Origin of the sequence: Avibacterium sp. 20-129 (assembly GCF_026226845.1) — a bacterium.
GTDB lineage: Bacteria > Pseudomonadota > Gammaproteobacteria > Enterobacterales > Pasteurellaceae > Avibacterium.
Genome location: NZ_JAKKOE010000001.1, coordinates 849,692 through 870,077, shown reverse-complemented (window position 1 = coordinate 870,077; position 20,386 = coordinate 849,692). Strand labels below are relative to the sequence as shown.

The following is a 20,386-nucleotide window of genomic DNA, read 5'->3' as shown; positions in this document are numbered from 1 at the left end:
TTATGTCAGAACCGCGTTTCGTACATTTGCGTGTGCATAGCGATTTTTCAATGATTAACGGTATTGCTAAAGTCAAACCATTAGTCAAAGCCTGCGTGGAAAACGAAATGGTGGCAATGGCATTGACAGATTTCACCAATTTTTGTGGTTTAGTCCGTTTTTATGGAGAAGCATTATCTTCAGGTATAAAACCTATTGTGGGTGCTGATGTATTAGTGAAAAGTGATTTGCTTGGAGATGAACACTTTGAGCTGACGTTACTCGCCAAAAATAATACGGGCTATCATAATATTACCTTATTATTATCCAAAGCTTATGAACGAGGTTACACGGATTTACCTTATATCGATCAACAATGGCTAGTGGAACACCGCGAAGGCTTAATTATTCTTTCTGGCGGACGCAATGGTGATATTGGAAAAAAATTGTTGAAGAATAACCCGGCTGATATAGAAAGTGCGGTGCATTTTTATCAAGAATTTTTTCCCAATCATTTTTATTTAAGCCTTTGCCGTACAGGTCGCCCTGAAGAAGAGCGTTATATCCAAGCCGCCTTAAAATTGGCTGAAAAACATCATATCCCTCTTGTGGCAACCAATGATGTATGTTTTTTGTCTTCGCAAGATTTTGAGGCACACGAGATCCGCGTGGCAATTCACGATAGCTACACCTTAGATGACCCTAAACGTCCGAAATTATATAGCGATCAGCAATATTTCCGCACTGAGCAGGAAATGTGTGAATTATTTGCAGATATTCCCAGCGCTCTGGCAAATACCGTACAAATTGCTAAGCGTTGTAATGTAACCATTCGTTTGGGGGAATATTTTTTACCTAAATTTCCCACCGGGGATCTTAGTACAGAAGATTATTTGGTACAAAAATCCCGTGAAGGCTTGGAGGAGCGTCTCGCCTTTTTATTCCCCGATGAAAACGAACGGGCAGAAAAACGTAAAGAATATGACGAACGCTTGCAAGTTGAACTAGACGTGATTAACCAAATGGGTTTCCCAGGTTACTTCTTAATCGTGATGGAGTTTATCCAGTGGTCGAAAGATAACGATATTCCTGTTGGCCCAGGGCGTGGCTCTGGGGCAGGATCATTGGTGGCTTATGCGTTGAAAATTACTGATCTTGATCCCCTTGAATTTGATTTGCTGTTTGAGCGTTTTTTAAATCCAGAACGGGTATCAATGCCCGATTTTGACGTGGATTTCTGTATGGACGGGCGAGATCGCGTGATTGAACACGTGGCGGAAACCTATGGACGCGGTGCGGTGTCGCAGATTATCACCTTTGGTACAATGGCGGCCAAAGCGGTTATCCGTGATGTAGGACGGGTGCTGGGGCATCCTTACAGCTTTGTGGATCGCATTTCTAAATTAGTGCCGCCTGATCCGGGAATGACCTTAGCCAAAGCCTTTGAAGCAGAACCTCGTTTGCCTGAAATTTATGAAAGCGATGAAGAAGTTAAAGCATTAATTGATATGGCGCGCAAGCTCGAGGGGGTAACGCGTAACGCAGGGAAACACGCAGGGGGCGTGGTGATTTCGCCGGGGCTGATTACTGATTTTTCGCCCTTATATTGTGATAGCGAAGGCAAACACCCAGTTACCCATTTTGATAAAAATGATGTGGAATATGCCGGGCTGGTGAAGTTTGACTTCTTAGGATTGCGTACGCTGACCATTATTAAATGGGCATTGGATATGATTAATACGCGTCTGGCTAAAGAAGGCAAGCCGTTAGTGGATATTAATCGTATCCCACTTGATGATGCGCAATCTTTCCAAGTGTTACTCAATGCAGAAACTACCGCGGTATTCCAGCTAGAATCGCGTGGAATGAAGGATTTGATTAAGCGCCTGAAACCAGACTGTTTTGAAGATATTATTGCGTTGGTTGCATTGTTCCGTCCGGGGCCGTTGCAATCAGGAATGGTGGATAATTTTATTCGCCGTAAACACGGCGAAGAGGAAATTTCTTACCCTGATGCAGAATATCAGCACATTTCACTCAAACCGATTTTAGAGCCAACCTACGGTATCATTTTATATCAAGAACAAGTGATGCAAATTGCGCAGGTGCTGGCAGGTTACACCCTTGGTGGGGCAGATTTATTACGTCGGGCAATGGGGAAAAAGAAACCCGAAGAAATGGCAAAACAACGCTCTGTATTTGAAGAAGGGGCAATTAAAAACGGGATTGACGGTAACCTTGCAATGAAAATTTTCGATTTAGTAGAAAAATTTGCAGGTTACGGATTTAATAAATCGCACTCCGCAGCTTATGCCTTGGTTTCTTACCAAACATTATGGCTAAAAGCGCATTATCCCGCAGAATTTATGGCAGCCGTAATGACGTCTGAAATGGATAACACCGAAAAAATCGTTGGGCTATACGATGAATGTTTGCGTATGGGCTTAAAGGTTACCCCACCAGATATTAATACAGGAAAACATCATTTCAGCGTGAATGATAATGGGGAAATCGTCTATGGTATTGGGGCAATCAAAGGTGTGGGAGAAGGGCCGATTGAAGCCTTAATTGCTGCCCGTGAACAAGGTGGTATTTTCAAAGATTTATTTGATCTTTGTGCTAGAGTGGATTTAAAGAAAATCAACCGTCGCACCTTTGAAAGCCTCATAATGTCAGGGGCATTCGATAAATTAGGTCCACATCGTGCAGCGCTAGCAAAAAATTTAGAAGATGCCTTAAAAGCCTCAGATCAATATGCCAAAAATGAGGCGATAGGACAGGCGGATATGTTTGGCGTACTAACAGAAACGCCAGAAGAAGTAGAGCAGGCTTATGCGAAAACACCACGTTGGAGCGAAAAACAAATTTTAGATGGTGAACGAGAAACCCTTGGACTGTATTTAAGTAGTCACCCGATTAGTCCTTATTTAAAGGAAATTGCCCATTACAGCTCGACAAGATTAAAAGATCTTGTACCAAATTATCGAGGACAAATCAGCACCACTTGTGGCTTGGTCGTGAGTTCTCGGGTAGCGATAACAAAAAAAGGCAACCGCTTAGGCATTGCCACCTTAGATGACCGCTCGGGGCGTTTAGATCTCACGTTATTCGGTGAAAGCCTCGATCGTTTTGGTGAAAAATTGCAGAAAGACACCATTGTAATTGCTTCAGGGCAAGTGAGTTTTGATGATTTTTCGCAAGGCTTAAAAATGTCCGTGCGAGAATTAATGACCCTTGAAGAAGCACGCAGTCGTTACGCCAAAAGTCTGGCAATTTGCTTAACGCAAGAACAGCTTTCGCCACATTTTATTAAGCAATTTAAAGATACCCTTAGCCCATATAGTGGCGGTGCGTTACCCATTAATATTTATTACCAAAGCCCACAAGGACGCGCGTTAGTGAAACTTGGCGTGCAGTGGTCAGTGAATCCAAGTGATGAATTGATTAATACGCTAGTGGAAATGCTCGGGGAAAGTGCGGTGGAAATTGAGTTTAAATAATTGAAATATAAAAATAAAATAAGGCGGAACAAACCGCCTTATTTTTTTGCTGCAAATTTTAGGTGCAAACCACTTTGATTGCCAAACCACCTTGCGAGGTTTCGCGGTATTTGGCGTTCATATCTTTGCCAGTTTCGTACATTGTTTCGATCACTTTATCCAAGCTCACGCGTGGGTTAGAGGTGCGTTGCAATGCCATTCGGCTAGCGTTAATGGCTTTGACGGAGGCTATGGCGTTGCGTTCAATGCAAGGCACTTGCACTTGACCGCCCACAGGATCGCAAGTCAGCCCCAGATTATGTTCCATCGCAATTTCAGCGGCCATACAAACTTGTTCAGGGCTACCGCCCAAAATTTCTGTTAAGCCAGCCGCTGCCATTGAGCAAGCCACCCCCACTTCGCCTTGACAGCCCACTTCTGCCCCTGAAATGGACGCATTCATTTTGTAAAGTGAGCCGATCATTCCGCAAGCAAGCAAATAGCGTTCCACAATTTCATCGGTAATTGGCGAAATGAATTTTTCATAATAAGACAGCACCGCAGGCACAATACCGCAAGCACCGTTGGTTGGCGCAGTAACCACACGTCCGCCTGCGGCATTTTCTTCATTAACCGCAAGCGCATACATATTGACCCAATCGATCACTTTCATTGGATCGTTGGAAAGCCCATTGTTGGATTGCAGTAAACGATGTAAAGTCGCCGCACGGCGAACCACTTTAAGCGGGCCGGGTAATAACCCTTCCGTAGCCAAGCCGTGTTCGATACATTCTTTCATCGTTTGCCAAATGCGTTTTAGGTGCGTTTGCGTGGCTTCTTTTCCGTGTAAGGCAATTTCATTTTGTAACATCACGCTCGATAAGGCTAAACCATTTTCTTTGCAATGATGCAAAATATCTGCCGCACTTTGATAAGGGAAAGGCACGCTGATGTCGGCTTCTTCCTGCTGATTGAAATGGGCTTCATCAACAATAAATCCGCCGCCAATAGAATAATAGGTTTGCTGATAAAGCAAGTTGTCATTTTCATAGGCGGACAGCGTCATTCCGTTTTCGTGTAAAGGCAGAAAGGTTTGATGAAAGACCATATCGCTTTCATAATCAAACTTCGCCACTTGCTGCCCTTGCGCTAATGGCAAAAGTGCGGTGCTTTTTACATCAGAAATAAATTTAGGAATTAAATCAATATCCACATCGTGCGGTAAATAGCCTGCTAAGCCCATAATAATGGCAATATCGGTATTATGCCCACGCCCTGTCATTGAAAGTGAGCCATAAACATCGACTTTAACTTGGGTTACCTTGGTGAGTAAATTTTTCACCACTAAATCATCGACAAATTGCTTACCCGCTTTCATTGGCCCAACGGTATGAGAGCTAGAAGGTCCAATGCCGATTTTAAACATATCAAAAACACTAATCATCGTTTTCTCGAAGTCTGGCAGGGCATTTCGCCCTGCTTAAGGTTATTATTATAAAAGGTGCGTATTCTATCTTAATTAATAAAATAATCCATACACCACTGCTGAGATTGCAATCATTCCCATCACGGTAACGAAAACATTGCTAGCATAGCCTTGATAACGTGCCATCGCAGGCACTTTACGAACCGCATACATTGGCATTAAAAAGAGAATAGCGGCGATAATTGGTCCGCCAATAGATTCAATTAAGCCAAGAATGCTTGGATTGATAATTGCCACCGCCCATAGCGTCAATAAAAAGAAAAGTGCGGTGAAAAAATTCAATTTTTTTCGATTTGTAATGCCTTGTTTGCCTGAAAATTTCAGATACAGCCCCTGAATGCCTTCTCTCGCACCTAAATAATGACCAAAGAAAGAGCTGGTAATGGCAAGGAATGCCACTAAAGGCCCAAAGTAAGAGATATAAGGGTTATCAAACTTATTGGCTAAAAAGGAAAGAATACTGATATTTTGTGCTTTCGCTTGGACTAAATCTTCAGGAGTCAGGGTTAGCACACAGCTAAAGACGAAAAACATAACAAAAAATAACAGTAAGGTTGAGGTGTTTTTTAATGCTCGGCTTGCGTGGCGTTCGGTCAGCTCTGGTGATTGGTATTCCCGTTGTTGCGATTGAGAAAAGCAAGAAATGGCCGGGGAATGATTAAAAGAAAACACTAATACAGGAATGGTGATCCAAAGCGTGCCAATGAAGCTGGCTGCATCGGGCATTTGGTGCAGCATTGCGGTATTCCATTGAGGAATTAAATAAATGGAAAGAGAAAATAAAATAAATACAAGGGGATACACCAACAACTCGGTCATTTTTAACATTATTTTTTCGCTCATCAGCATCACTGAAATCAGGCTGGCAATCAACACGAAAGAAAGTAGGATTCGGTTTGGCGCGTTTAATCCTAACTGATTGATTATAAAGGATTCCACTGTATTGGTAATGCCATTGCCATAAATCAATAAAATAGGGAAAATCGCGAAAAAGTAAAGTAATGTGATGATTTTTCCTGCCCCCTGCCCAAAATGCTCTTCCACCACTTCGGTAATATCGCTCCCCGGTTTGGAAGATGACAACACAAAACGAGATAACGCACGGTGTGAAAAATAAGTCATCGGCCCAACTAATAGCATAATCGCAATTAACGGCCAAAATCCGCCCATTCCTGCATTAATGGGCAAAAACAGTACGCCAGCTCCCACTGCCGTACCGAATAAATTTAATGTCCAAAGTAAATCGAATTTATTTGTTATAGTTGTTTTTAGCATTGCCGAACTCCGTTATATAAACTTGGATTAGCGTATGATGAATACCTAATCTAACCAGCGCAGATGATATAGCGATTGCGGATATGAAACAGGATAAAAGGTGTGATTTGTGATAATGATCGATTTTTTCTTGAATAATTGGTTAGAAAATAGAGAAATGTTTACGTCTTTTTAACATTTTATCTTTTTATACTTTCGATTTCGCACTGTTTTATTTCGACAAAAAACAAAATTGAGTATTTTATCTTTATTGATAATGGGTTACCAAAAATTAAAGCAGTTTCGTTTTATGGAATAATCCGAACAATAACAGAAAAAGGTTGGACATAGTTAAATCAAAAAGCACTTTTAATGGCACAATAAAAGTGCTTCTAACGAGAGTGTGATCAGGCGGCTTTCGCATTGCCTAATGTGCCATCATCAATAGCTTCCCTTGGGGTGCCAAGGACTTCGTAAACTTTATCGCCATCTTTGAAAAACACAAAACCACCGTGTTCCATTTTTGTCCAGGTCTCATTTTTAGTCAGCGGAAAGGTAGTAATGATGGTAACTTTATCTTTTTCTGTGGTATGTTGGCGAAAGTCGATCACCCCGTCATCATCAATACGTTGTGCTGTACCAAAAGGCGCTTTACGGGTGAGGTAATGCAAATTGGTAGAGCAGTGAGCAATCATCCATTCGCCGTTTGAAAGAATGAAATTAAATGTGCCGCCTTGTGCCAATTCTTTACTAATTTCTTGAATTACTTGGAAAATCTGTTCTTCGGTGGGCTTTTTGCGAAAGCGATTTTTTAACTGTTCAGCCATATAACAGAAGGCGGCTTCTGAATCTGTTGAGCCAATAGGTTGGCAGAAATTTTCTGACATATCAGGTAATTGGGTCAGATTACCGTTGTGTGCAAATACCCAGTTTTCGCCCCAAATTTCACGAATAAATGGGTGTGTATTTTCAATCGTTACCGCCCCTTGCGTGGCTTTACGGATGTGTGCAATGACGTTGAACGATTTGATGTGGTATTGTTTTACACAATCTGCAATGGGGGAACTATGCCCTGCTTGGTTATCGCGGAAAATGCGAACGCCCTTGCCTTCAAAAAAGGCAATACCAAAACCATCTGAATGGCTATCGGTAAGCCCTGCGCGACGGCGAAACCCTTCAAAAGAAAACACAATATCCGTTGGGGTATTGCAATTCATTCCTAATAGCTGACACATAACTAAACCTTAAACGACTTTTTATCTTATAAATTTGATTTAACAAAAAAACGAACAAAAATTCAACCGCACTTTTAGATCAAAGGCGCATATCACATAACTTAGCGTTATTTCTTTATTGCACCACCATTAAGCCTAAGCAACCTTTATCCGCTGCGAGCAAATCCGTTGCACCAAAGGTGAAAGGATGACTGTTAGAAGAAGGGTGTTGAAAGCGAACTAAAATCTGCATTTGACCTTCAATCCACAGGCTATCTTTCCAAGCGAGATCGCTTTCTGCAACGGGCTTATCATTGATACGTTCAAGGATAAATTTTGCCCCTTGAATTTTAAACCCAGTAGGTTCGTTGGCGGTGAGAATCCAGCGCTCAGTGCTGTTTAATTCAGCATTTACATCAATCCGTCTTGGATCAAAACGTTGTTGATTGAGCAGTCCATTATTGGCATCAAGCTGGAAATGGCGCTCACGACGAATTTTCGCCTTTAATGCTTGTAGTGCATCAGTATTAAACTGCATTGTATGATTTTGTGCAAACGCACTGCTTAAACCTTGTGGGCGTAGCTCAACAACGGTGTTATCAAGCAATTCTTCATTACTGCCGAAAAAGCCCATTAGTTTGCTGAAAAAATTCCGTTTTTTTCCTGCGATTAAGGTGGCATTTTCGCCTTCGTTTAGATTGACAAGTATTTCTGCGCGTTCACTCGGTGCAAGAAACAGCACCTTAGTTGTTTTCGCTTGTGGTAAAAAGCCTTGATCGAGGGCGATAAGTTGGAAATCGCGTTCATCATCAAAGCGTAATTCATAGCGACGCGAAAGGGAGGCGTTAAGTAAACGTAACCGCACAACACCACGCGGTACGGCTAAATAGGGGGCTTCTTGCCCATTTACCAATAAACGATTACCGAAAAAGTGCGGTCGATTTTGTTGGAATAATTGCACACCTTCATCATTTAATTGCATATCTTGCAAAATTAAAGGAATATCGTTTACGCCATATTTTTGTGGCAAGCTGGATTTACGACTTTCGTTATCTTCAATAATGCACAGTCCGAGCAGCCCACGATAAGTTTGATAAGCCGAATGCCCGAGGGTACAAGCACTATACCAGCAGGTGCAGGCAGCTTGGGTGATGGGAAGAATTGGCGACCAGCTTTGTCCTTGCGTAAAAGGATGCGCAACACCACCGAGTGATTCAGCGCTTACTTGTAGCCCTTGAATGGCTAAGGCAACCATTTGTGTTAAGTTATTGCGATAATTCAGCTTGGCGAAATCCCCTTGGCGCATTTTGAGTGTTGGACCTAAATAATTACCGTTAAATCCCCAAACTTCGCTGGTTTTTCCCCGTTCTAATTGCGCTTGTGCGCTGTTCATTTCTAAAAAAACAGGTTTACCACGACGTGTTTCCATTAGTGGTGGAACGCGCAAAGGTTGGCGTTCGGCAGCCCATAATGGCGCAGGAATAGCAGAAAATGCCCCCGCTGTGAGGGCTGTTTTGAAAAATTGACGGCGCGAAAAATGATTCATCTTATTTTGTTGGGCTTGGTTGAGCAGCAATTTCTGCATCAAGTTCATTGATTCGTTGTTGCATTAGTGAATGGCAATAGCTCGCCAATTCACGCACATTATCTTTGCTATAAGCGGAGGTATCCACAGGGGGTAGCATTTCGCAGATCACCTTGCCATTATGCCAGCGATTAAGATTGATTTTATTTTGTGTGGTAGAACAAACCACAGGGACAATCGGCACGCCAGCGGCAATCGCAGCGTGAAATGCCCCTGTTTTAAACGGCAGTAAACCACGCCCACGGCTGCGTGTACCTTCAGGGAACATCCAAATAGAAAGATTATCGCGGTTAATGCGTTCAGCCAGTTGAGTCATTGTATTGTGCGCTTTGGAACGATTATCGCGATCTAAAAAAATGTTGCCCGATGCCCAATATAAAATGCCGAAAAAAGGGATCCAAATCAGGCTTTTTTTCCCTACGCTCACGGTGCGTGGCATCACCATATAAGAAATGGTGACCATATCGTAGTTATTTTGGTGATTGCCAATATAAATGCAAGGCCCAATATTTTTTGCCTTTGCAGGGAAACGATGTTCCACTTGCAAACCGAAAAGCGGATATAAACGCCCAAACCAGCGAGCGATATCTCCTACATTGCTTGGATTTCTGAAACGAATAAGAGAATAGATTGTGCCAAGTAAACAAATCAAAATACAGCAGAACACAATCACAATAATGCGAAGAAGTTTTAGCATAACGACATACCCTGAAAAAAATTTGCACAAGTATAGCGAAAATCCGTAAATATTTGTATCAATCCGCTAAAAAAATGCTAGGCTATCAAACAATTTCATTCTTTAAAAAGACATTCAAAATGGCAACGACCTATTTTATTGCTGATTTACATTTAAGCGAAAATCGTCCAGATTTAACCGCCCTTTTTGTGGATTTTATGCAAAATCAAGCCCAAGATGCTGAAAGTTTGTATATTTTAGGCGATCTTTTTGATTTTTGGATTGGTGACGATGAACATTCTCCGTTGATCGATTTAGTGACACTGCAAATTCGCACCTTAACGGAAAAAGGCGTGAAATGCTATTTTATGCACGGCAATCGCGATTTCCTCATCGGCGAAAAATTTGCCCAATCTTGCGGCTTAACCCTGTTACCCACCTATCAGGTGATTGATTTGTATGGCACTCCCACATTGCTTTGCCACGGCGATACACTCTGTATTGATGATATGGCTTACCAACGCTATCGTAAAAAAGTGCATCAAAAATGGCGTCAATGGCTTTTTTTACATCTTCCTTTAAAAGTGCGGTTAAAAATTGCTGAGAAAATTCGTGCCAAAAGCAAACAGGATAAGCAGCATAAATCCTCTCAAATTATGGACGTAAATGCCGATTTTGTGTTGCAAACAATGCAACAATTTAATGTGCCACAGCTTATTCACGGGCATACCCATCGGCAAAATTGGCACAAAATTCCACCGCACTTTGAACGCATTGTTCTCGGTGATTGGGGGGCAACGTCGTCGGTGTTAGCGGTGTCAGCGAAAACAATGACATTTATTAACCATTCGTTAAATCAACAGGTTAGCGTTGAGCAGGAATGATCACCGCAGGATCATCTGGCGCAGAGATATTTTCAATTTTTTCTTTTAAGCCATAATCTGGCTGTGGTGTCTCATCAAAAAGATCCATATTGGCGTCAATATTCGCATTGCGAATGCCTATCCAATTGGCTAATCCTTCCGTAAAGTTCAAGCCAGACTTTGCCACGTTTTTCTCGTGACGTTGCTGATCATCACTGGAAATTTTAAACAATGGAATATCGTAATGGCGTTTGCTTTTACCATTGCTATTATGAATGGCAATATAGTTGTCGCTGATTTGATGAGCTAAACCGTGATCAGCAAAGTAAATCATCGAAAAAGTGCGGTGGTTTTTTTGCTGATTTTCTACCAGAAGCTGATAAATTTTGCTGAGTATTTCATCGGTTTTTTTGATCGAACTAATATAGCAGTTTACTTCTTGATATTTTTTATCAATTTTTGTGTCGTCAAAAATCTTTTTATAATCAGCCACGCGTTCGCAAGCTAAAGGATGTGAGCCATATAGATGGACAACGATAAAACGTTTGTTCTCGCTAGGTTTTTGCAGTAGCTGGTCAAATTTTGCGATTAATTTAAAATCACTCACATCACTGCTAAGAGAATCACCTGATTTTAAAAAGAGTTTTTCATCACTTTTATTGGCAATCGCAGAAATGGGCGTGTCGTATTGCCCCAAATAGCCTTGATTAGAAAGCCAGTAGGTTTTGAGACCTGCTGACTTAATTAAGTCAATGAAATTTAAGCGATAATTACCTTCCCACGTTTTTTTGTTAGGTTTTGTAAACATTAGTTTTAACGAAGCGATAGTATTGGTTCCCCCTGCAGTTAAGCCATTAATTAATGTGCCTTTGGCGTTGGAAAGAAAAGGCGTATTAGCAATAGGATAACCATAAGCGTGGTGATAATCTTTTCTTGCACTTTCGCCGATAACTAAAATGTAGTCATCATAATGGGAACGGCTATCCAGTTGGCTTTCTCCCCATTCACTTGGCACATTAAAGCGATTAAGCAAACGCAGTTCTTCGATCACTTTTTTCCCGGCTAAATAGCTTTCTTGCAGAGGTTGGAAAGGAATTTGTCCCCAAAATGCATTGATAAAAATGAGTGCCAATAGCCCTTTATTTTTATAAAAAGCCACGTGGAATTTTTGACTTAACTTGCGATAAAGCAAGGCTCCGCCAAGAATAACAAGGGGATAACCATAGTGACGTAGAGGAATTTGGGCGAAAAATTCTTTGCCTTCTTGTAAGTCGGTGGCAAAAACAGAGGCAATATACTGATAAGAAGGCGCGCCAAAATTCACCCCAATAGGCGCATAGCAGGCATAAATGAATAAAATAGGGAGCGCAATAAAATAAAAGTATTTTTGGGAGCTAGAAAAAATAATAATGAAAGACATAAAAAGGGCAATTTGTTGCCAGTTTGGCTGTGGAAAATAACCCGAGCCTTGTAATGCCAACAGGCTGATTACATAAAGTAGCGCAAAACATACCGCACTTGCGAGTAAGGATGAAAGATGAAATGTTCCTTTTTTGTTCTTTTCTGTCACAACATTATTCCTTATTTTTGACTTCCTCTCATTTTACTTAATTTTTTTCGAGGGTTCTATGCGATTTTTTTTCTAAGCTATTTTCAGGGTAAAGATGTTGCTCTATAATATGCAGAATTTTGTACCCAACTTTTGTGAGGAAAAAATGAGCAAACCCGTATATAAAAGAATCCTGCTTAAATTAAGCGGTGAAGCTTTACAAGGTGAGGAAGGTTTTGGAATTGATCCTTCAATTTTAGACAGAATGGCGCTCGAAATTAAAGAATTACTAGAAATGGGCGTAGAAGTCGGGGTTGTGTTAGGGGGCGGAAATTTATTCCGTGGTGCGAAACTGGCGAAAGCAGGAATGAACCGTGTGGTTGGCGATCATATGGGAATGCTTGCCACCGTAATGAACGGCTTAGCAATGCGTGATGCCTTACACCGTGCTGATGTCAATGCAAAATTGATGTCCGCCTTCCAACTCAATGGTATTTGTGATACTTATAACTGGTCTGAAGCAATTAAAATGCTACGTGAAGGACGCGTGGTCATTTTCTCGGCAGGAACAGGTAGCCCATTTTTTACTACCGATTCAGCCGCTTGCTTGCGCGGTATTGAAATTGAAGCCGATGTTGTACTCAAAGCCACAAAAGTGGATGGCGTGTATGATTGCGATCCTGCCAAAAATCCAGAAGCAGTGATGTATGAAAAACTCACTTATGCTGATGTGATTGACAAAGAATTGCAAGTGATGGACTTAGCCGCCTTTACGTTAGCACGAGATCACGGAATGCCAATTCGCGTGTTTAATATGAGCAAGCCGGGGGCATTACGCAATGTTATTTTAGGTGAGCGTGAAGGGACGCTTATTTGTAACTAATTGATTAAACTTAAATAAAAGGAATATTTGTGATTAACGAAATTAAACAAGATACGCAAACGCGTATGGAAAAAAGCCTTGAAACATTCAAACATCATATTGCGAAAGTCAGAACAGGACGCGCACAGCCTAGCTTACTTGATGGTATTCAAGTGGAATACTATGGCGCATTAACGCCATTACGTCAGTTAGCTAATGTTGTCGCTGAAGATGCACGCACACTTGCAGTAACTGTGTTTGATCGTAGTTTAATCGGGGCAGTAGAAAAAGCCATCTTAACCTCTGATTTAGGTTTAAACCCATCATCAGCAGGCACAACCATTCGCGTTCCACTTCCACCATTAACGGAAGAACGCCGTCGTGATTTAATCAAAATCGTAAAAGCGGAGGCCGAGCAAGGCAAAGTTGCTGTACGTAATGTACGCCGTGATGCTAACGATCAAATCAAAGCGTTGTTGAAGGAAAAAGAAATCAGCGAAGATGAAGAACGCAAAGCACAAGATGAAATCCAAAAAATCACCGATCTTTATGTGAAAAAAGTGGATGAAGTGTTAGCGGACAAAGAGAAAGAATTATTAGATTTCTAATCATTTGAAATAATGAAGCAATAAAGGGCGAGCCAAAGGTTCGCCCTCTTTTTTCTTGCTGAACGGCTGGCTTTTGAGTATATTCACCACAATTTTAGCAAACTTACTTCTTTTTATAGTGCGGTCAAAAATTTATGCAAAAACAACAAAAACTCGTCATTCTTGGTTCAACCGGCTCAATCGGCACTAGCACCCTTTCTGTAATAGCACATAATCCAGAAAAATATCAAGCGTTCGCTTTAGTAGGGGGGCGTAATGTGCAGTTAATGCTTGAGCAATGCGTTAAATTTCACCCGACTTTTGCCGCATTAGATGATGAAAGTGCGGCGAAAAATTTGAAAGAAAAATTGACCGCACTTGGTATGAAAACGCAAGTGTTAAGCGGACAACAAGCTATTTGTGAATTAGCAGCACACCCTGAGGCTGATCAAGTGATGGCTGCCATTGTTGGTGCAGCCGGCTTGCTACCAACCCTTGCAGCGGTGCAAGCGGGTAAACGGGTGTTGCTAGCCAACAAGGAAAGCTTGGTGACTTGTGGGCAACTCTTTATTGATGAAGTGAAGAAAAGCCACGCACAGCTTCTGCCAGTGGACAGTGAACACAATGCGATTTTCCAATCTTTACCGCCTCAAGCACAAGAAAAAATCGGTTTTTGTCCGCTACAAGAATTAGGCATTAGTAAAATTGTCTTAACGGGATCGGGCGGGCCTTTCCGCTATACGGATCTTACTGAATTTGAACACATCACACCAGAACAAGCTGTGGCACACCCCAATTGGTCAATGGGCAAAAAGATTTCGGTCGATTCAGCTACAATGATGAACAAAGGCTTAGAATATATTGAGGCTCGTTGGTTATTTAATGCGACAGCTGATGAAATGGAAGTGATTATTCACCCTCAATCCATTATTCATTCTATGGTGCGTTATATTGATGGCTCGGTCATTGCGCAGATGGGTAACCCTGATATGCGTACGCCAATTGCTGAAACAATGGCTTATCCACAGCGTACCTTTGCGGGGGTTGCGCCATTGGATTTTTATCAGCTTAATGGGCTGACTTTCTTACAACCAGATTATCAGCGTTACCCTTGTTTAAAACTCGCCATAGATGCTTTCGCAGCAGGGCAGTATGCAACAACAGCGATGAACGCGGCGAACGAAATTTCTGTCGAGGCGTTTTTAAACCGTCAAATTAAATTTACCGACATTGCCTTTGTGAATCAGCAGGTTGTAGAAAACATCACGCCGCAACAGATTCAATCCATTGATGATGTGTTAGAGGTGGATAAAAAAGCACGTGGGTTGGCGTGGAAAATCATTCAATCAAAATAACATTTTGTTTTTATTATAAATAACTCAGAGCGGGCGAAAGTTCGCTTTGATTTTTTACATATAATTCTGTGCGTTTTCATAGTAAGTAAGATCATATTATGATATATTCAGCCATTAATTTTGTAACTAGAAAATCCTTGATGAATGACAGAGATTGATTCAAATAATATTCCTCAACACGTTGCGATTATTATGGATGGCAATGGTCGTTGGGCAAAACAGCAAGGAAAAATGCGTATTTTCGGGCATAAAAATGGTGTCGCGGCAGTGCGCCAAGCGGTTTCCTATGCACTAAAAATTGGTGTGAATGTTCTCACACTTTATGCCTTTAGCAGTGAAAATTGGTCTCGTCCCGAAAGTGAAGTGAGTGCATTAATGACATTATTTATGCAAGCACTTGATTTAGAAGTGAAAAAATTGCATAAAAATAATATTCGGTTAAAAATTATCGGCGATAAATCGCGTTTTAATGCAAAATTACAGCAAAAAATCGAAAACGCAGAAAAATTAACCGAAAATAACACCGCACTTACCTTAAATATTGCGGCAAATTACGGGGGCTATTGGGATATTGTGCAGGCTACAAAACAGCTTGCCAGCTTAGTGAAAAATCAGCAGATGACCGTTGATGAGATCACCGCAGAACGTTTTCAGCAATATTTGGTTACCCAAAATCAGCCAATGGTTGATTTGCTCATTCGGACAAGTGGGGAGCAACGTGTGAGTAATTTTTTGCTATGGCAGATTGCTTATGCAGAATTTTATTTTTCCGATGTGTTATGGCCAGATTTTAACGAACAAGAATTTAATCAAGCTATTTTAGCTTATCAACAACGAAATCGCCGTTTTGGTGGAGCAGAACAAGAGGACTAAACTGTGCTTAAACAACGTGTCATTTCCGCAATAATTTTAATTGCTATTGTCTGTGCTGCGTTATTTTTATTTTCTCCTTTTTATTTTGCCTTAGCGTTAGGTGCCGTGGTGGGCTTAGGCATTTGGGAATGGACACAATTTGCCCAGGTTAAAAATAAATTTTGGCGTGTTGTCGTGGCTGGATTAGCAAGTGCGGTGCTTTTTTTATGGATTTTAAGCGAAGCCAATTATCTCAATGCTGGGCGTGTGTTTGAACATTATGCCGAACCGATTTTATTAAGTGCCGTGATTTGGTGGATTATCGCCCTTGGTCTGGTAGTGAATTATCCCAATTCAGCGAAATTTTGGGCAAAATCCGTGGTGTTGCAAGGAGTTTTCGCCATTGTAACTTTAGTGCCTTTTATTGTTGGTGTGTTAAAACTGCGTTTAGATAGTTACGTTGCTAATCCCTATCACGGCTTAATGTTGCTCTTTTATGTCTTTATTCTTGTATGGGCAGCTGATTCAGGGGCGTATTTTGCCGGCCGCCAATTTGGAAAGCATAAACTTGCAGCAAAAGTTTCCCCGGGTAAAACTTGGCAAGGGGTATTTGGTGGTTTACTCACGGCTGGCGTGTTAGCAGCCATTTTTATGCAAGTTGCTCCGCAAGATCTATTCAATGTGCCAACAGCGCCTTTCATCCTGTTATCCGTTGCGACAGTGGCGATTTCTGTACTCGGTGATTTGACGGAAAGTATGTTTAAGCGTGAAAGCGGTATTAAAGACAGCAGTCAGTTAATTCCCGGACACGGTGGGATTTTAGATCGTATTGATAGCTTAACTGCTGCTGTTCCATTCTTTGCCTATTTCTATTTTTATGTCTTATAGGAAACAGATATGTCTTTTTTGTGGTCGCTAGGTTCATTTTTGGTTGCCATTTGTGTACTGGTTTTTGTACACGAATACGGACACTTTTGGGCTGCGAGAAAGTGCGGTATAAAAGTTGAGCGTTTTTCTATTGGTTTCGGTAAAGTATTGTGGTCATTTCTTGATAAAAAAGGGACAGCCTTTTCTATTTCACTGATTCCTTTAGGTGGCTATGTGAAAATGCTTGATGAGCGTAACGAAGCGGTACCAGAAGAATTAAAATCACAAGCCTTTAATAATAAATCTGTTGCACAACGTGCCTTTGTCATTGCAGCAGGGCCTATTGCGAATTTTATTTTTGCTATATTGGCGTATTGGTTGGTGTATTCCATTGGTATTCCTAGTGTGAAACCTGTTATCGCAGAGGTTCGACCTCAATCTATTGCGGCACAAGCACAGATCCAACCAGATTCACAAATTATCGCCATTGATGGCACAGCAACGCCAGATTGGGAAACCATTAATATGGTACTTGCCACCAAAATGGGCAATCCAAATGTAGAAATCACGCTTTCTCCTTTTACCTCTAACGTGAAGCAACAGCGTACCTTAGACTTAACAAATTGGCGTTTTGATCCCGAAAAAGAAAGTGCTTTTGGCGCATTAGGTATGATTCCTGTGCGAACTAAAGTGGAAATGACCTTGTCTAAAGTGGCAGCAGATTCCCCTGCACAAAAAACAGGTTTGCTTGTTGGTGATAAACTTTATACCAATACCGGTGAACCAATGAATTGGCAAGATTTTATTCACGATGTGCAAAAGGGGCTGCCTTTCACGTTGCGCATTGAGCGGGCGGGGGAAACGCTATATAAAACCTTAACGCCGATACTAAACGAAAAAGGGAAATGGTTTGTTGGCGTCTCGCCAACCATTAAACCATTAGATGAAAAATATCGCACGGAATTAAAATATGGTCTTTTTGACGCGTTACAAAAAGGCATAGAAAAAACGAAAGATTTAATGCTACTGACTGTAAAAGTGATCGGTAAATTAATTACTGGCGATCTTTCTTTAAATAATTTAAGCGGGCCTATTTCTATTGCAAAGGGGGCGGGTGTTTCTTCTGAAATTGGCTTCGTTTATTATTTAAGTTTTATGGCATTAATTAGTGTGAATTTAGGTATTATGAATTTGTTCCCATTACCAGTATTAGATGGGGGACATTTAGTTTTTCTTGCCGCCGAGGCGATAAAAGGCAAACCACTTTCACAAAAAGTGCAAGATGCGGCTTATAAAATTGGCGCAATATGCTTATTAGCTTTAACAGCATTTGCTTTGTTTAACGATTTCTTACGTTTATAACTCTTTCTTTTACAAGGATAAAAGTAACAATGAAAAAACTTTTAATCGCAAGTTTATTATTGGGTTCAACCACGGTGATGGCTGCACCTTTTATTGTGCAAGATATTCGTGTTGATGGCGTTCAGGCTGGCACGGAAGGCAAAATTCTTGCGAATTTACCCGTTAGAGTTGGGCAACGGGCGACAGATAAAGATATTGCTAATGTAGTAAGAACCTTGTTCTTACAGGGATATGAGGGGGTTAAAGCGGCTCGAGAAGGCAATACCCTAGTGATTTCTGTACAGCAACGCCCAATTATTGCCGATGTTATTCTTGACGGGAATAGCTCAATTCCAAGTGAAGCCTTGAAAGATAATCTAGACGCTAATGGCTTTGCGGTTGGCGATGCGTTGAACCTTGATAAATTAGAGGCTTTTCGCCAAAGTTTATTAGATCATTACCGTAGCGTAGGGCGTTATAACGCAAAAGTGGAAACCATCGTTACGCCATTGCCAAATAATCGTGCGGAAGTCAAAATCCAAATTAAAGAAAATGATATCGCACTGTTGAAAGGGGTTACCTTTGAAGGAAATCACGCGTTTAGTTCAAGCAAGTTGCAAGAACAAATGGAATTACAACCTGATGCGTGGTGGAAGCTTTTTGGCAATAAATTCGATTCCGTACAGTTTGGTAAAGATCTAGATACATTACGCGAGTTTTACCTTGATCACGGCTATGCCAAAATGCAAATCACTAAAACAGATGTGCAGTTAAATGATGCACAGACTGAGGCAAAAGTTTCTATTGATGTTAATGAAGGTGAGAAATATACCGTTAAGAGCGCGCGTATTGTGGGTAATGTTGCGGGAATGGGCGATGAGCTTTCCGGATTATTAAAACAAATTCGGGTGGGGGAAACCTTCCGTCGTAGTGATGTGGTTGCGGTAGAAAATGCCATTAAAACGACCTTAGGTGAGCAGGGATACGCAAACCCTCAAGTGAATGTTAGCCCAGCGTTTGACGATCAACATCACACTATTGCATTAACTTATGTGGTTGATGCAGGTCGTCGTTATTCCGTGCGTCAAATTCGTTTTGAAGGCAATAACGTCAGTGCAGATAGCACATTACGCCAAGAAATGCGTCAGCAAGAAGGAACTTGGTTATCTTCTCAATTAGTTGAACTAGGTAAAGTGCGGTTAGAACGTACAGGATTTTTTGAGACTGTAGAATCGCGTACTGAGAATGTGCCAAACACGGACGATGAACTTGATGTGATCTATAAAGTGAAAGAACGTAATACGGGTAGCATTAACTTTGGTATTGGTTATGGTACAGAAAGTGGCTTAAGCTATCAGGCAAGTATTAAACAAGATAACTTTTTGGGAATGGGATCTTCAATCAGTTTAGGTGGTTCGCGTAATGATTACAGTACCAGTGTGAATTTAGGCTATACAGAACCTTATTTCACAAAAGACGGCGTAAGTCTTGGTGGGAATGTATTCTTTGAAAAATACGATAACTCAAAAAACGACACGTCAGCCTCTTATAGCCGTACAACTTACGGGGTGAACGGTACGCTTGGTTTCCCCGTCAATGAGAATAACTCATACTATGTTGGGTTAGGCTATGTTTACAACAAATTAAAAGATGTACGCCCTGAATATAACCGTAACCTCTATCGTGAATCAATGAATGTGAGTGATTGGACATTCAAATCTCACGATTTTGAATTCTCTATGGGTTGGAACTATAACAATCTGAACCGCGGCTATTTCCCAACGTCAGGAATGCGCGCCTCGATCGGCGGAAAAGTGACTATTCCAGGTTCAGATAATAAATATTACAAATTGTCCGCAGATGTCCAAGGCTTCTATCCGTTAGATCGTGATCATAGCTGGGTCATTTCAGCAAAAGCTTCCGCAGCTTACGCGAATGGTTTTGGTGGTAAACGTTTACCGTTCTATCAAACTTACAGTGCAGGTGGTATGGGAAGTTTGCGTGGTTTTGCTTATGGTGCAGTAGGCCCACAAGCTATTTATCGAGATGAAAAAAATTGTGCAACGACACCGGATAAATATTGTAAGAAAGGGGTAAATGGCGACATTGTCGGTGGTAATGCAATGGTCACCGCAAGTGCGGAATTAATTGTACCAACACCTTTTGTGGCGGACAAAAATCAACGTTCAGTAAGAACCTCAGTTTTTGTTGATGCAGCAAGTGTATGGAATACAAAATGGAAAACAGACGGAAAAGCACGTTTCACCAATTTACCGGATTACGGCGATCCGAGCCGTGTTCGCTCCTCAGCGGGTGTCGCTTTCCAATGGCAATCACCGATTGGACCTTTGGTGTTCTCTTATGCCAAACCAATCAAAAAATATAAAGGTGATGAAATTGAACAATTCCAATTTAGTATCGGTGGTACATTCTAATT

Annotated in this window: 15 protein-coding genes; 9 read left to right on the top strand and 6 right to left on the bottom strand. The window is 41.3% G+C overall.

Annotated elements, in window-relative coordinates:
* Window positions 1-2 precede the first annotated feature (2 nt).
* The gene (gene dnaE / locus L5B90_RS04045; RefSeq protein WP_265762209.1) at window positions 3-3,479 is read left to right on the top strand and encodes a DNA polymerase III subunit alpha; all 3,477 of its coding nucleotides are present in this window, start codon (window positions 3-5) and stop codon (window positions 3,477-3,479) included.
* Between the two features lie 58 nt (window positions 3,480-3,537).
* Here dnaE and L5B90_RS04040 read toward each other — a convergent pair whose 3' ends face one another.
* From L5B90_RS04040 to L5B90_RS04020, 5 genes are all read right to left on the bottom strand, one after another.
* The gene (locus tag L5B90_RS04040) at window positions 3,538-4,902 is read right to left on the bottom strand and encodes an L-serine ammonia-lyase (RefSeq protein WP_265762208.1); all 1,365 of its coding nucleotides are present in this window, start codon (window positions 4,900-4,902) and stop codon (window positions 3,538-3,540) included.
* Window positions 4,903-4,977: 75 nt separating this feature from the next.
* Entirely contained in the window at window positions 4,978-6,219 is a 1,242-nt protein-coding gene (locus tag L5B90_RS04035; RefSeq protein WP_265762207.1) for a serine/threonine transporter, read from the bottom strand.
* A gap of 386 nt (window positions 6,220-6,605) precedes the next feature.
* A complete protein-coding gene (locus L5B90_RS04030) occupies window positions 6,606-7,433 on the bottom strand; it encodes a class II glutamine amidotransferase (protein WP_250350791.1) in 828 nt (275 codons plus the stop codon).
* 115 nt (window positions 7,434-7,548) lie between these two features.
* Complete coding sequence (locus L5B90_RS04025) at window positions 7,549-8,958, bottom strand: multicopper oxidase domain-containing protein (protein ID WP_265762550.1); 1,410 nt, start codon at window positions 8,956-8,958, stop codon at window positions 7,549-7,551.
* A 1-nt stretch (window position 8,959) separates the two neighbouring features.
* Entirely contained in the window at window positions 8,960-9,694 is a 735-nt protein-coding gene (locus tag L5B90_RS04020; protein ID WP_250364203.1) for a 1-acylglycerol-3-phosphate O-acyltransferase, read from the bottom strand.
* Between the two features lie 119 nt (window positions 9,695-9,813).
* Between L5B90_RS04020 and lpxH the strand changes: the two genes are divergently transcribed.
* The gene (gene lpxH / locus L5B90_RS04015; protein WP_250364204.1) at window positions 9,814-10,557 is read left to right on the top strand and encodes a UDP-2,3-diacylglucosamine diphosphatase; all 744 of its coding nucleotides are present in this window, start codon (window positions 9,814-9,816) and stop codon (window positions 10,555-10,557) included.
* Here lpxH and L5B90_RS04010 read toward each other — a convergent pair.
* Complete coding sequence (locus L5B90_RS04010) at window positions 10,538-12,106, bottom strand: phosphoethanolamine transferase (RefSeq protein ID WP_265762206.1); 1,569 nt, start codon at window positions 12,104-12,106, stop codon at window positions 10,538-10,540. The two genes, lpxH and L5B90_RS04010, sit on opposite strands and share 20 nt — an antisense overlap.
* 145 nt (window positions 12,107-12,251) lie before the next feature.
* Between L5B90_RS04010 and pyrH the strand changes: the two genes are divergently transcribed.
* The 7 genes from pyrH to bamA all read left to right on the top strand — a co-directional run bounded on the left by pyrH (window position 12,252) and on the right by bamA (window position 20,384).
* A complete protein-coding gene (gene pyrH, locus L5B90_RS04005; RefSeq protein WP_250350787.1) occupies window positions 12,252-12,968 on the top strand; it encodes a UMP kinase in 717 nt (238 codons plus the stop codon).
* Between the two features lie 29 nt (window positions 12,969-12,997).
* The gene (gene frr, locus L5B90_RS04000; protein ID WP_250350786.1) at window positions 12,998-13,555 is read left to right on the top strand and encodes a ribosome recycling factor; all 558 of its coding nucleotides are present in this window, start codon (window positions 12,998-13,000) and stop codon (window positions 13,553-13,555) included.
* Between the two features lie 134 nt (window positions 13,556-13,689).
* Window positions 13,690-14,889, top strand: a complete 1,200-nt coding sequence (gene ispC, locus L5B90_RS03995; RefSeq protein ID WP_265762205.1) for a 1-deoxy-D-xylulose-5-phosphate reductoisomerase — start codon at window positions 13,690-13,692, stop codon at window positions 14,887-14,889.
* Window positions 14,890-15,033: 144 nt separating this feature from the next.
* Window positions 15,034-15,762 carry a polyprenyl diphosphate synthase gene (gene uppS, locus L5B90_RS03990; RefSeq protein WP_250350784.1) on the top strand — a complete coding sequence of 243 codons (729 nt, stop codon included), beginning with the start codon at window positions 15,034-15,036 and terminating at the stop codon, window positions 15,760-15,762.
* A gap of 3 nt (window positions 15,763-15,765) precedes the next feature.
* Window positions 15,766-16,629: a phosphatidate cytidylyltransferase gene (locus L5B90_RS03985; RefSeq protein ID WP_265762204.1), complete on the top strand. Its 864-nt coding sequence runs from the start codon at window positions 15,766-15,768 to the stop codon at window positions 16,627-16,629.
* Between the two features lie 9 nt (window positions 16,630-16,638).
* A complete protein-coding gene (gene rseP / locus L5B90_RS03980) occupies window positions 16,639-17,970 on the top strand; it encodes a sigma E protease regulator RseP (RefSeq protein WP_265762202.1) in 1,332 nt (443 codons plus the stop codon).
* A gap of 29 nt (window positions 17,971-17,999) precedes the next feature.
* Window positions 18,000-20,384, top strand: coding sequence for an outer membrane protein assembly factor BamA (gene bamA / locus L5B90_RS03975; RefSeq protein WP_265762201.1), 2,385 nt, complete (start codon window positions 18,000-18,002; stop codon window positions 20,382-20,384).
* The last annotated feature ends 2 nt before the right edge of the window (window positions 20,385-20,386 follow it).